15 protein-coding genes are annotated in these 11,798 nt (G+C 49.9%); 3 read left to right on the forward strand and 12 right to left on the reverse strand.

The window, feature by feature from the left end; all coding sequences use genetic code 11:
• Positions 1–59: 59 nt before the first annotated feature.
• The 5 genes from tusB to fkpA form a co-directional block, all read right to left on the reverse strand.
• Positions 60–347: a sulfurtransferase complex subunit TusB gene (gene tusB, locus RSC70_RS04150; protein WP_040046970.1), complete on the reverse strand. Its 288-nt coding sequence runs from the start codon at positions 345–347 to the stop codon at positions 60–62.
• Between the two features lie 18 nt (positions 348–365).
• The gene (tusC, locus tag RSC70_RS04155) at positions 366–725 is read right to left on the reverse strand and encodes a sulfurtransferase complex subunit TusC (RefSeq protein WP_063586279.1); all 360 of its coding nucleotides are present in this window, start codon (positions 723–725) and stop codon (positions 366–368) included.
• 9 nt (positions 726–734) lie between these two features.
• Positions 735–1,124 (reverse strand): sulfurtransferase complex subunit TusD, encoded by a 390-nt coding sequence (tusD, locus tag RSC70_RS04160; protein WP_423785526.1) that lies wholly within the window; start codon positions 1,122–1,124, stop codon positions 735–737.
• Entirely contained in the window at positions 1,124–1,846 is a 723-nt protein-coding gene (locus RSC70_RS04165; protein ID WP_008815470.1) for a helix-turn-helix transcriptional regulator, read from the reverse strand. The genes tusD and RSC70_RS04165 overlap by 1 nt, the downstream gene beginning before the upstream one ends.
• Positions 1,847–2,053: 207 nt before the next feature.
• The gene (gene fkpA, locus RSC70_RS04170) at positions 2,054–2,872 is read right to left on the reverse strand and encodes an FKBP-type peptidyl-prolyl cis-trans isomerase (RefSeq protein WP_040046973.1); all 819 of its coding nucleotides are present in this window, start codon (positions 2,870–2,872) and stop codon (positions 2,054–2,056) included.
• A 272-nt stretch (positions 2,873–3,144) separates the two neighbouring features.
• On the opposite strand from fkpA, the gene RSC70_RS04175 reads away from it, so the two are divergent.
• Entirely contained in the window at positions 3,145–3,378 is a 234-nt protein-coding gene (locus RSC70_RS04175) for a SlyX family protein (RefSeq protein ID WP_025799204.1), read from the forward strand.
• A gap of 65 nt (positions 3,379–3,443) precedes the next feature.
• Here the strand turns inward: RSC70_RS04175 and slyD are convergent, their stop codons facing one another.
• The 4 genes from slyD to kefG form a co-directional block, all read right to left on the reverse strand.
• Positions 3,444–4,040 (reverse strand): peptidylprolyl isomerase, encoded by a 597-nt coding sequence (slyD, locus tag RSC70_RS04180; protein WP_025799206.1) that lies wholly within the window; start codon positions 4,038–4,040, stop codon positions 3,444–3,446.
• Between the two features lie 107 nt (positions 4,041–4,147).
• Positions 4,148–4,342 (reverse strand): YheV family putative zinc ribbon protein, encoded by a 195-nt coding sequence (locus RSC70_RS04185; protein ID WP_040046974.1) that lies wholly within the window; start codon positions 4,340–4,342, stop codon positions 4,148–4,150.
• A 26-nt stretch (positions 4,343–4,368) separates the two neighbouring features.
• Positions 4,369–6,183, reverse strand: a complete 1,815-nt coding sequence (gene kefB, locus RSC70_RS04190; RefSeq protein ID WP_063586277.1) for a glutathione-regulated potassium-efflux system protein KefB — start codon at positions 6,181–6,183, stop codon at positions 4,369–4,371.
• Entirely contained in the window at positions 6,180–6,734 is a 555-nt protein-coding gene (gene kefG, locus RSC70_RS04195) for a glutathione-regulated potassium-efflux system ancillary protein KefG (RefSeq protein WP_043489384.1), read from the reverse strand. Before kefG ends, kefB begins: the two co-directional genes overlap by 4 nt.
• Positions 6,735–6,885: 151 nt before the next feature.
• Here kefG and RSC70_RS04200 point away from each other — a divergent pair, with 151 nt between their 5' ends.
• Positions 6,886–8,814, forward strand: a complete 1,929-nt coding sequence (locus RSC70_RS04200) for an ABC transporter ATP-binding protein (protein WP_115349111.1) — start codon at positions 6,886–6,888, stop codon at positions 8,812–8,814.
• A gap of 269 nt (positions 8,815–9,083) precedes the next feature.
• On the forward strand, positions 9,084–9,236 hold the full coding sequence (locus RSC70_RS04205; RefSeq protein ID WP_040046978.1) for a Hok/Gef family protein: 153 nt from the start codon (positions 9,084–9,086) through the stop codon (positions 9,234–9,236).
• A gap of 70 nt (positions 9,237–9,306) precedes the next feature.
• Here the strand turns inward: RSC70_RS04205 and tauD are convergent, their stop codons facing one another.
• From tauD to tauB, 3 genes are read right to left on the reverse strand one after another with little or no spacing between them, the layout of a single operon-like run.
• On the reverse strand, positions 9,307–10,170 hold the full coding sequence (gene tauD / locus RSC70_RS04210; RefSeq protein WP_332541794.1) for a taurine dioxygenase: 864 nt from the start codon (positions 10,168–10,170) through the stop codon (positions 9,307–9,309).
• Positions 10,167–11,012: a taurine ABC transporter permease TauC gene (gene tauC, locus RSC70_RS04215; protein ID WP_332541796.1), complete on the reverse strand. Its 846-nt coding sequence runs from the start codon at positions 11,010–11,012 to the stop codon at positions 10,167–10,169. Before tauC ends, tauD begins: the two co-directional genes overlap by 4 nt.
• The gene (gene tauB, locus RSC70_RS04220) at positions 11,009–11,791 is read right to left on the reverse strand and encodes a taurine ABC transporter ATP-binding subunit (RefSeq protein WP_332541797.1); all 783 of its coding nucleotides are present in this window, start codon (positions 11,789–11,791) and stop codon (positions 11,009–11,011) included. The genes tauC and tauB overlap by 4 nt, the downstream gene beginning before the upstream one ends.
• Positions 11,792–11,798: the final 7 nt, after the last annotated feature.

Here is an 11,798-nt window from a genome sequence, read left to right on the forward strand (position 1 = left end):
GGACGCAGAATTTTATGGCTGCCCAGTATAGGTGTCAAGAAATATACAAGATCGCATTCTCACCAAGATACTTGCTGAGGGTGTTTGGCACTCAGTTCAACGAACTGATTATAGTCTAACAACACGATATTGGATGAAATTCGAGCACTCAAACCTCGAGCAATAACATCGACATTCAGCGCATATAGGGATGTGGAGGCAGAAATGAGCTTTTCAAGGGCATGGGTATTTGTGAGCCCGCACAGAACACCATCCTGAAGAAGCACGATAGCGTCATTATTGCCCACAATAGCGCAAAGAGTTGTCAGATCTGCTGAGGTTGGAGACTTTGCCAGCGTATGTAACATGTAAAGTATCACCAAAGACTAAAAGGTTAGCACAACATCGCGTTGTTCAAGGTTTTGTCGAATCTGTGCCGCAGTTCGCAGTTGAACATCAATAATCCACTGCTCATTGTCCTGTAAACCTCTTTCACGCAGTGACTCAGAACAGATATAAACGTCTTCAATATCGTAAAGCGGCATCACGCCAAAGGTTGAAACATAGTCTCGACAAAGAATTTCAGTCGGTTTTTGATTGGGCAAAAGTTGAAAAACGCCATCCCCAATAAAAAACACCTGAATATCTTCACTGAAAGCAGAAGCAGCCAGTAATGCATCCAGCCCTTCACGTCCTGCGCTTGATGTATGCGGAGGCTGAGTAAAAATAAAAGCTAAACGTTTCATCCCATCCTCTCAGAATTGCATGATGCGATCGCAGGTCAATGCAGCTTCAGCCAGTGAACCTAACCCACTTAAGGCAAAGCCATCCTGCAAATTAGCAGCCGGCAGGCCCAACTGTGCCGCTTCATCTTTTGAAACCACGCCGCGGCGCAACGCTGCCGCGACACACACATTGAGCACTACACCATGATCCCGCGCTAATTTCTGCCACGCACGAACGAGATCGAATTCATCACTCGCCGGAGATGTCAGCTGATTAGCGTTGCTCACGCCCTCTCGATAGAAGAATACGCTGACCAATTGATGTTCGCTGGCCACCAGTGCCTGAGCAAACTGGTAGGCGCTACTCGCCGCCTGCGTGCCATAAGCAGGGCCTGTCACAAACAAGGAGTAGCTCAGCATTAGCGATCGCTACCCTGTAGGTCGCCGCTTTTGAACTGACGAATATACAGATACACCGTGTGCTTAGAGATATTCAGACGGTCGGCAACCTGATTAATGGCGTCTTTGATATCAAAAATGCCCTTTTCATGCAGGTTCAGCACAATTTGGCGATTCTTCGCATTGTTCGATACCGAACGGTCGGCATTCACTTCTTCGATCGTAAACTCCAACGTCTGCGCCACCAAGTCGTCTACGGAAGAGGCAAAATTCACGGATGAAGCAACATCTTGCGAAGCCTTAGGAATGAAGGTTTCCATGATCTGAGAGAAAGGCACATCCAGATTCATGTTGATACATAGCAGACCAATAACGCGCTGCTCCTTGTTACGAATAGCAATCGTAACCGACTTCATCAACACACCGCTTTTTGCACGTGTGAAGTAAGCTTTTGACACGCTGCTATCTTCACCGGCCATATCGTGCAGCATGCGCAGGGCTAAATCGGTAATAGGCGAGCCGATTTTGCGCCCCGTATGTTCACCGTTTGCAATACGTACCGCTGAACATTTCAAGTCCTCAAGCGAATGCAAAACGATTTCGCAATGAGAGCCAATGAGCATAGCAAGACCATCAACAACGGCTTCGTATGATTTCAGAATTTCATGATCGGTCTGGCTGAACGGACGCTCATCCAGTAAATCTAGCTCGCTGGTATCACCAGGCATAAGCGTATTGGACATTGAAGACAACCCCCACGGAGGATTTAGCTACGCATCCATCTATGGATGCAGATTCAAGAAAACGTGCTAGTTAGCAAATAAAGTTTAGCAAAGCTGCCCTATTAAATTCCTTGAGGCCAGCGGGGTAAAAGTTTTTTTTACCTTCCAACGATAAAAAACAAAAAAGCCGTGGAATATTCCACGGCTTTTTTTAAACATTCAAGTTAATTACTTGCCTGCTTTCGCTGCGTCAGCTTTTGCTGGAGCTTCTGCTTTCGCATCAGCTTTAGGTGCAGCTTTAACATCCAGCAGTTCTACATCAAATACCAGCGTAGAGTTTGCTGGGATGCCTGGGACGCCAGTTTTGCCATATGCCAATTCTGGTGGGATGACCAGCTTGATTTTGCCGCCTTTTTTGATGTGTTTCAGGCCTTCGGTCCAGCCTGGGATAACGCCATCAAGACGGAAAGACAATGGCTCACCACGGCTGTATGAGTTATCAAACTCAGTACCATCGGTCAGAGTACCTTTGTAGTTAACCACTACGGTATCGCTGTCTTTTGGTTCAGCACCGGTACCTTCTTTATCAACTTGATACATCAGGCCAGTTTTGGTGGTTTTAACATTTTTCTCTTTAGCGAACGCATCACGGAATTTTTTACCCGCATCTGCGTTAGCTTTAGCATCCTGTTCCATCTTAGCCTGTGCAGATGCTTTTACGCGTGCTTCAAAGCCCTGCAAAGTGCCTTCGATTTCTTGGTCGGTCAGCTTGCTTTTACCTGCGAAAGCATCTTGAACACCGGCGATCAGCTGGTCTTTATCCAACTTGATACCCAGTTTTTCCTGCTCTTTCAGGGAGTTTTCCATATAACGTCCCAGAGAAGCACCTAATGCGTATGCTGCCTGCTGATCGTCATTCTTGAATTTGCTGTTAGTTGCTGTCGGCGCAGCATCTGCAGCTTTAGCTGCGTCAGCGGCGAACGCTGATGCATTCAGAGCCAGAGCCATTGTGGTTGCCAGCACAGTAACTTTAAAAAAAGATTTCATCCATTTCTCCAAACTTTAAGGCAAATTACCTTAAATAACGATGAGCTAAATGTAGTTGGGTACTATAGCGGTCTGTTGACGCATAAAACAATCACTAAGCGTGCCAGTCTGATAAATTCAGACTACAACATGCCCAAAAAGTTTCACTCGCTTAGCCAATCAACAAGCGTAACGCGCAATTCGCCTGCTTTACGGGTAAAATAACGATTATGAGGTGAAATTTCACCTATGAAATTGTGAACAGAAACTACACCGTTTTCAGAGGAAAGATTATGCAACCATCGGCTTGGGATCGCGAAGAGCTTGAATCCCGATTTGAAATGCTCGAAAGCCGACTGGCTTTTCAGGAAATAACGATTGAGGAGCTCAACCAAACGGTTATTGCTCTTCAGCTAGAGATGAATAAATACCGCGAACAAATGCATTTACTGGTGGATAAGCTTAAAGCAGCTCAGCCGTCGATGATGGCTCACCCATCAGAAGAAACACCGCCGCCTCACTATTGAGCGATGATTCAACAACAAAAAAGCGGCCAAGGCCGCTTTTTTCATTCTGCTTATCAATCACAGAATTAATGACAGCCGCAACCACCGTTGCCTTTGCCATTACCACCACAGCAACCGCCTTCTTCACCATGGTCGTGACCGTGTTCGTGGCCATGACCACCACAGCAGCCTTCGCCGTGTTCGTGGTGATGATCGTGCTCGCCGTGTACGTGACCATGCTCCAGCTCTTCAGCTGTTGCTTCACGGATTGCGATAACTTCAACGTGGAAGTTCAGGTTCTGGCCAGCCAGCATGTGGTTACCATCAACAACAACGTGGTCGTCGTCAACTTCGGTAATTTCAACTGGAACTGGACCCTGATCGGTTTCAGCCAAGAAACGCATGCCAACCTGCAGTTCATCAACGCCCATGAAAACGTCTTTAGGAACACGCTGAACCAGATTTTCATCATAGTTGCCGTAAGCGTCATTCGCGCCAACGTGAACGTCAAAGCTATCGCCTTCAGCGTGTCCTTCCAGAGCTGCTTCCAGCCCAGAAATCAGGGAGCCATGTCCGTGCAGATAATCCAACGGTGCACTCACCGGAGATTCATCAACTAAAACACCGTCTTCTGTACGTACCTGATAGGCCAAGCTGACCACCAGGTCTTTTGCTACTTTCATGATATCTCCTAGCGTTGGAAACTAAATTGGCGCAGATTGTAGCGGAATTTTGCGCCACTGTACCCACAAGGATAAAAAATCCCTCGCTGAAACGCCACCCTTGCCGCTTATTCTGGCTTAAAAATACCGATCATTTGGTTGTTATGCTGTACATGGTCGCTGACATCCGCCTCTGGCTGGCTTAGCTGATGCCCACACTTAACACACTCAGCATGCTCGATATTATTCTCTCGCCAAACCACCAACGTATCCTGCGCCTTACAGGCGGGGCAGGTTGCTCCTGCAATAAATCTCTTTTTCATTTTGTTACCTTATTCGTAGACCTTTTTCACAGGTCTTCTTCGTCCCAGTCATTCATTTGCCGCCGCTCATGCTGCATCTCACGCTGAAAAATATCCTCCAGCTCGCGTCTGGCCTCTTTGACACGTGAAATTTGCGTCACATCGCCCTGATGATGAGGCATCAGCTCACGCAGCATGCGCATATCCAAACGACGAAAATGCTGCTGTGCCCGATGCGCCTGATGGGGATGCATACCCAACTCCATCAGCGCTTTGCGGCCCAGCTCCAGCGCACTAGAAAACGTTTCACGGCTAAATTGATTCACTCCAGCCATCAACAATTCATGAGCCTCAACGCGGCCACGTGCACGCGCCAGAATTTTTAAATGTGGGAAATGCTGCTGGCACAAATGCACCACGGCGAGGGTGTCTTCTGGCTCATTACAGGTCACAACAATCGCCTCCGCTTTCTCTGCCCCAGCTGCACGCAGCAGTTCAAGCTCAGTGGCATCACCGTAATAAACTTTATACCCATATCGACGCATCATACTGACAGCGCTCACATCACGTTCTAAAACTGTGATCCGCATTTTATTCGCCATCAGCAGGCGACCAATAACCTGACCAAAACGCCCAAAGCCGACGATAATCACCTGAGGATCATCATCCTCCACAAACGGCGCTTCCTCATCCTCTTCCTGCGGGTTGTAGCGTTTTTCTAGAATACGATCGACCAACTGCATTAACAGCGGTGTAGTCACCATTGAAAGCGTCACAATCACCAGCAACAGCGCCATCTGATCGCCCTGCAATAATTTTTGCGTGCTGGCCGCAGAGAACAATACGAAGGCAAATTCGCCCCCTTGGCTCAGCACAGCGGCAAACTGCATACGCACCGAACGACGGATACCGGCAATGCGAGCGAGCAGATATAACACGCCGCCTTTTACCGCTACCAAAATAGCGACGCCAGCCAATACCTCTGGCAAATGGGTGTATAGAATGCCCAAATTCAGCGCCATACCTACGGAGATGAAAAACAGCCCCAGCAGTAGGCCCTTAAACGGTTCAATCGCAATTTCTAGTTCATGCTGGAACTCACTCTCCGCCAGAAGCACGCCCGCGATAAACGTCCCCATCGCCATCGAAACGCCTAACGCATCCATGAACATGGCTGAGCCAAGCACCACTAACAACGCAGCGGCAGTGAAAATCTCACGCACGCCGGTCGCTGCGATGTAGCGGAAAATGGGGCGCAATAAGTAACGGCCACCAATCAGCATGCCCAGTAAAGCGCCCACTTTGATGGCAATAAACGTCCAATCCGTATCTTTGTTGCTGGAGCCGACTAAAACAGGAATTAGCGCCAGCGCAGGGATCACGGCCATATCTTGAAACAGTAATACCGAGAATCCGAGCTGACCGCCTTCGTTGCGGTTCATCCCCTTCTCTCGCATCATCTGCAAAGCCATCGCGGTGGAAGACATCGCCAACCCAATTCCGCCAATAACCGCAGCCTGCCATGAAAAATCCGTTAACAGCAATAAACCGCCTAGAATGACTGCGGTAAGCAAAACCTGCCCAGCTCCCACGCCAAAAATCGAGCGTCGAAGCGACCACAGCTTGCTAGGATTAAGCTCTAGCCCAATGATAAAAAGCAGGAATACAACACCCAGTTCCGAAAAATGCAGGATCTCATCCACATCGCGGATGAACCCTAACCCCCACGGACCAATCGCAATACCCGCAATCAAAAAGCCAAGCACGGTACCAATACCAATCCGCCGCGCAATTGGCACTGCCACGACGGCTGCAAATAGGAACAGCAGTATCGCTGGTAAGAGTGAGCCCTCTTCAGTCATAAACTACCGCCTCCCGCCAAAGGTGATTCCAACCATTGCCCGTAGGCTTTGGCATGCGTTTGCAAAACGTCGGGCTTAAGCCGGCGAGCCCAATAAACCACCATCGGCGTCATCCAATGCATATGGCACATGCCTGCCGTTAGCTCAAATGGACGCAAAACTTCATCCATGGTGTAACGGTTGTAGCCGCCCATTTGATAAGCCCCTTCAGGCTCACCGGTTGTGACAACGCTACGCCAATATTTTCCGCGCAGGGCATTTCCGCCAACGCCGCTGGCAAAACCGCGCGACAGCACGCGATCCAGCCACTCTTTCAATAAGGCAGGACAGCTATAAGTATAAAGAGGATGCTGAAAAACAATGACTTGATGCTCACGCAGCAGTTTCTGCTCATGGTGAATATCAATAAAAAAATCAGGATAGTGCGCGTAGAGATCGTGCACAGTGACATGTTCCAATTGTTGTGCCGGCTGCAGTAGAACTCGATTCGCAACCGAGTCTTGTGATTCCGGATGGGCATACAGCAGCAATACTTTCGGTGGCTGCGACATCTATTCCCCTCCCCAAAGCGTCGTCATCGGTGAGCATTTCAGCTACCATGCAGCGCTAAGATTAAAATTAATAGTGTGCGTGTTCTGAAAACTTATTATTGTTCACGCAAAAACAACCGTAATTTAACACATTTCTAATAGACGGCGCTTTATGATTGTTTTCTCATCGCTACAAATTCGACGCGGTACCCGCGTTCTGCTAGACAATGCCAGTGCAACGGTTAACCCCGGCCAGAAAGTGGGTCTGGTGGGTAAAAATGGCTGTGGGAAATCAACGCTGCTGTCGCTGTTAAAAGGTGAAATGAGTGCCGATGCTGGCAGCTTCAACTTTCCTGGTAACTGGGCGCTGGCGTGGGTCAACCAAGAAACCCCAGCGCTCGACGTGCCCGCTTTAGAGTATGTACTCGACGGTGACCGTGAATTCCGCCAGCTAGAGTCTGAACTCAACGACGCAAACGAACGTAACGATGGCAACGCTATCGCATTAGTGCACGGAAAGCTGGACGCCATTCAAGCGTGGACAATCCGCTCTCGCGCTTCCAGCCTGCTACACGGTTTAGGCTTTAGCCAAAGCCAGCTCGAAGAGCCGGTAAAATCCTTCTCCGGCGGCTGGCGTATGCGCCTTAACCTTGCACAAGCACTGATTTGCCGCTCCGATTTACTGCTTCTCGATGAGCCCACCAACCATCTCGACTTAGATGCGGTGATTTGGCTAGAACGCTGGCTGAAAAACTATACCGGTACATTGATCCTTATTTCGCATGACCGTGATTTTCTCGATCCGATCGTCGACAAAATCTTGCATATCGAACAAGAGCAGATGTTCGAGTACACCGGCAACTATTCATCGTTTGAACAGCAGCGCGCCACCAAGCTTTCACAACAGCAATCGATGTATGAAAGCCAGCAGCAGCGCGTCGCGCATCTGCAAAGCTACATCGATCGCTTCAAAGCCAAGGCCTCTAAAGCTAAACAGGCACAAAGCCGTGTGAAAATGCTAGAGCGAATGGAACTGATTGCACCTGCCCATGTCGACAATCCATTCCACTTCAGCTTCCGCGAACCAGAAAGCCTACCGAATCCATTGCTGCGGATGGAAAAAGTGAGTGCCGGCTACGGTGACAAAACGATTTTGGATTCCATCAAGCTGAATCTGGTTCCCGGTTCTCGCATTGGTCTGCTAGGCCGCAACGGCGCAGGTAAATCCACGCTGATCAAGCTGTTGGCCGGTGAGTTAGCGCCGCAAAAAGGCGAAATCGGTTTAGCCAAAGGCGTGAAGCTGGGCTACTTCGCTCAGCATCAGTTGGAATATTTACGCGCAGATGAATCGCCGTTGCAGCATCTTACCCGCATCGCCCCACGCGAAACGGAACAGCAACTGCGTGACTATTTGGGCGGTTTTGGTTTCCGCGGCGATAAAGTCACCGAGCACACCGCGCGTTTCTCCGGCGGCGAAAAAGCGCGTCTGGTATTAGCACTGGTTGTATGGCAGCGCCCTAATCTATTACTGCTCGATGAACCGACTAACCACCTCGATTTAGACATGCGTCAAGCGCTGACCGAAGCCCTGATCGACTTCGAAGGCGCGTTGGTGGTGGTTTCCCATGACCGTCACTTACTACGTTCAACGACCGACGATCTGTACTTGGTACACGATGGCCAAGTTGAGCCGTTTGCTGGCGATCTGGAAGATTATCAACAGTGGATGATTGACCTGCAACGTCAACAGGCACAGCAAGATTCCAATAAAAGCGAAGGCGAAACTAGCGGAAATAGTGCTCAAGCGCGTAAAGATCAAAAGCGCCGTGCAGCCGAATTCCGCACCCAAACTCAGCCGATCCGTAAGCACATCATGAAGATGGAACAGCAAATGGAAAAACTGAGCGCGCAACTAGCCGTACTCGAAGAAAAATTGGCCGATAGCGAACTGTATGACATCAGCCGCAAGGCGGAACTGACTGAATGCCTACAGCAACAGAATCAAACCAAGGCCGCGCTAGAAGAGGCAGAGATGGAATGGTTAGATGGGCAGGAAACGCTAGAAGTCATGACCCAAGCCTTTGAGGCTGAAAGCGAATAAGCCTCGCAAAGAGGCTGCAATCTATTGCCAGCGATGAAACATTCGCTGGAATCCACTTCGCATAATCTAACAAACCCGCTGTTAAGCACCCGAAAGCGTATTTACTCTGCGCTTGGGTGCTTAGGACTGTCTGTCTTAAGCATAGAGTGGTATGGCAGATAGGAAAAAGCCCCACCTGATATTTAATCAAGGTGAGGCCAACCCTCATACTCAGCAGTGTGAGGTTAGCCTCTTCCCCGTTGCAAAACAAGGAAAAGGAAAACCAAAAAATGCCACAAAAAACTGTTATTTGGTGTCTATTGATCGTCTGTATAACTCTATTGGCGTTCATTGGGATCACACATGGATACCTGTGTGAAATACACATCAAAAACGGTAATAAAGAGGTTGCCGCCGTTTTAGCCTACGCATCTAAACGGTAAGCACCTTTACGTCGAGGTATTCCGCAAGGAATACCTCGTTCGTTGGCTGCACTCTGTTGTGTATCAGTCTCTAAGCACCCTTCGTTTCACTGCGATAAAACGGCTTATCCCCCAGAATAGTCGCTCGATGCATAATTCGGCGCTGAGGCAAATAGTCTGCATTGGCATAATGCTGCGTCACGCGGTTATCCCAAATCGCGATATCGTCCTGCTGCCAACGCCAGCGAACTTGGAATTCAGGCTTAGTCGTATGTCGGAAAAGGAACTGCAACAGCGCATCACCTTCCTGCTGAGGAATACCTACCAGACGCGTGGTAAATCCTTCGTTAACGAATAGCGCCTGACGCCCACTCACAGGATGCGTCCGCACCACCGGATGCAACAGCGGCGGATGCTGACGTTTTGCCTGCTGCCAGCGCTGGTGTTCTTCTTCCGAACGCAGATGTTTATATTCAGGGAATGACTTTTCAAAATCATGCTCGGCTTGCAGGCTGCTCAATAATATCTTGAGCTGAGGTGAAAGCGCCTCGAAGGCGGCAATGCCGCTCGACCACAACGTATCGCCGCCTACTTCTGGCAGACGTTTTGCTGCCAAAATCGCGCCCAGCGGAGGATTCTCGATAAAGGTCACATCGGTGTGCCAGTTATCGTTGTCCGGAGGATTATCGTTATGCGTATCGAGCTCAATGATCTCCTCCACGCCCGCCGCATGCGGATAGACCGGATGTATATGCAGATCGCCAAAACGTGATGCTAGCTCGCGCTGCTGTAACGGCGTAATGGCCTGCCCACGCGCAAACAATACCTGATGCTTTAGCAGTGCGTGATAAAGCTGTTCAAACTGTGAATCACTCAGCGGGCGGGTGAGGTCTATATTGCTAACGACTGCACCAATGGCAGGGCTTAAAGGCTGAATAGCGAGACGTTCATTCATTTTTTCACTCCATGCCACGGGGTTAAGCGGCGCTGCAAGGCTCTCAGGCCCAATTCCAATGCAAAAGCAATCAACGCGATAACGCTAATGCCAGCGATAACAACATCCGTAGCTAAAAACTCACCAGCGGACTGAATCATAAATCCTAAACCGCGCGTCGCGGCAATCAGCTCTGCGGCCACCAGCGTAGACCAACCCACGCCGAGCCCGATACGCAAGCCGGTTAAAATCTCCGGCAAGGCATTGGGAAGCACCACATACCACAACACCTGCCAGCGATTTGCCCCTAACGCTTGAGCCGCGCGCACGCGAACCTGCTCTACGCTCCGCACACCTGCGGCAGCAGCCAGTGTGACAGGCGCAAAAATCGCGAGATAAATCAGCAATATCTTGGATGTTTCACCAATGCCAAACCAGATAACCATCAACGGAAGATAGGCCAGCGGCGGTACCGGACGATAGATTTCAATAATGGGGTCTAAAATACCGCGCACGGTGGGGTTGAGCCCCATCGCAATTCCCACGGGAACGCCAATAACCACGGCGGCAAGCAGCGCGACCAGAATGCGCCCCAGGCTAGCGGCTAAATGCTGCCCCAGCGTGGCATCCATAAAACCTTGCGTGCTGATACTCAGCAGCTGCTTAAACACCTGCTGAGGTGCGGGCAGAAACAGCGGGCTGATAAACTGCATCGCGGTGACGCCCCACCACACCAATAAAATAGCCAGCAACGTGAGTGCACTGATGATTACGTTTGATGGGATAGTTCTTTTCTTCTGGTATACGGTCAGCTTATGCGCGTTATCAGCGGTATTACCCTTCAGCGTAGAATGAAGACTCATGACCAAACTCCTTGCGTATGCGGTGTCCGCTGCTCGAAGACGCGGCTAAGCACATATTCACGACGTTCAATAAACGCAGGATCGGATTTAATCGCTCGGCATGGCTCACCATCGGCATAGCGCTGGCCAAAACTCAGCGCCAAGCGTTCAACAATGCGCCCAGGTCCCGGCGACAACAGGATCAGCTCAGAGGCTAAAAACACCGCTTCTTCAATGTCATGGGTAATCAGTAAGATCTGTTTACCCGTTTTACGCCAAACGCCTAGCAGCAATTCTTGCATTTGCTCACGCGTGAACGCATCGAGCGCGCCAAAAGGTTCATCCAATAACAACAGTTGGGGATTGGCCGCCAGTGCACGGGCGATGCCCACCCGCTGGCGCATTCCGCCCGATAGCTGCCAGATAAAGTGCCGTTCATAACCTTCTAGCCCAACCAAGCGCAGCATCCGCAGCGCAATAGCGTTTCGTTCATCGCGTGCTACACCTTGTAGCTGCAAACCAAACACCACGTTTGCTAAAACATTTCGCCACGGCAGCAGGCCTTCATTTTGAAATACCACGCCACGCTCAGCGCTTGGCCCAGTGACTTCACGGCCAGACAGCGTTATCGAACCCGAATCTGGCTGGCTAAATCCCGCCACCAAATTCAATAATGTGGTTTTTCCACACCCAGACGGCCCGAGTACCACCACCAGTTGTCCACTCGCAATTTGTAATGAGACGTCTTCCAGAACAGCTTTTCCATCATAGGAAGCACTGAGATGATTCACTGACAGCATGGGTAAC

Origin of the sequence: Hafnia sp. (genome assembly GCF_036648275.1) — a bacterium.
Taxonomy (GTDB): Bacteria; Pseudomonadota; Gammaproteobacteria; order Enterobacterales; family Enterobacteriaceae; genus Hafnia; species Hafnia alvei.

Bases quoted from the DNA above. Each gene is read 5' to 3' on its own strand.
- tusB (WP_040046970.1), bottom strand. From the start codon at position 347: ATGTTACATACGCTGGCAAAGTCTCCAACCTCAGCAGATCTGACAACT.
- RSC70_RS04175 (WP_025799204.1), top strand. From the start codon at position 3,145: ATGCAACCATCGGCTTGGGATCGCGAAGAGCTTGAATCCCGATTTGAA.
- fkpA (WP_040046973.1), bottom strand. From the start codon at position 2,872: ATGAAATCTTTTTTTAAAGTTACTGTGCTGGCAACCACAATGGCTCTG.
- slyD (WP_025799206.1), bottom strand. From the start codon at position 4,040: ATGAAAGTAGCAAAAGACCTGGTGGTCAGCTTGGCCTATCAGGTACGT.
- kefB (WP_063586277.1), bottom strand. From the start codon at position 6,183: ATGACTGAAGAGGGCTCACTCTTACCAGCGATACTGCTGTTCCTATTT.
- tusD (WP_423785526.1), bottom strand. From the start codon at position 1,124: ATGCTGAGCTACTCCTTGTTTGTGACAGGCCCTGCTTATGGCACGCAG.
- tusC (WP_063586279.1), bottom strand. From the start codon at position 725: ATGAAACGTTTAGCTTTTATTTTTACTCAGCCTCCGCATACATCAAGC.
- tauC (WP_332541796.1), bottom strand. From the start codon at position 11,012: ATGAGTCTTCATTCTACGCTGAAGGGTAATACCGCTGATAACGCGCAT.
- RSC70_RS04200 (WP_115349111.1), top strand. From the start codon at position 6,886: ATGATTGTTTTCTCATCGCTACAAATTCGACGCGGTACCCGCGTTCTG.
- RSC70_RS04185 (WP_040046974.1), bottom strand. From the start codon at position 4,342: ATGAAAAAGAGATTTATTGCAGGAGCAACCTGCCCCGCCTGTAAGGCG.
- tauB (WP_332541797.1), bottom strand. From the start codon at position 11,791: ATGCTGTCAGTGAATCATCTCAGTGCTTCCTATGATGGAAAAGCTGTT.
- RSC70_RS04165 (WP_008815470.1), bottom strand. From the start codon at position 1,846: ATGTCCAATACGCTTATGCCTGGTGATACCAGCGAGCTAGATTTACTG.
- kefG (WP_043489384.1), bottom strand. From the start codon at position 6,734: ATGTCGCAGCCACCGAAAGTATTGCTGCTGTATGCCCATCCGGAATCA.
- tauD (WP_332541794.1), bottom strand. From the start codon at position 10,170: ATGAATGAACGTCTCGCTATTCAGCCTTTAAGCCCTGCCATTGGTGCA.
- RSC70_RS04205 (WP_040046978.1), top strand. From the start codon at position 9,084: ATGCCACAAAAAACTGTTATTTGGTGTCTATTGATCGTCTGTATAACT.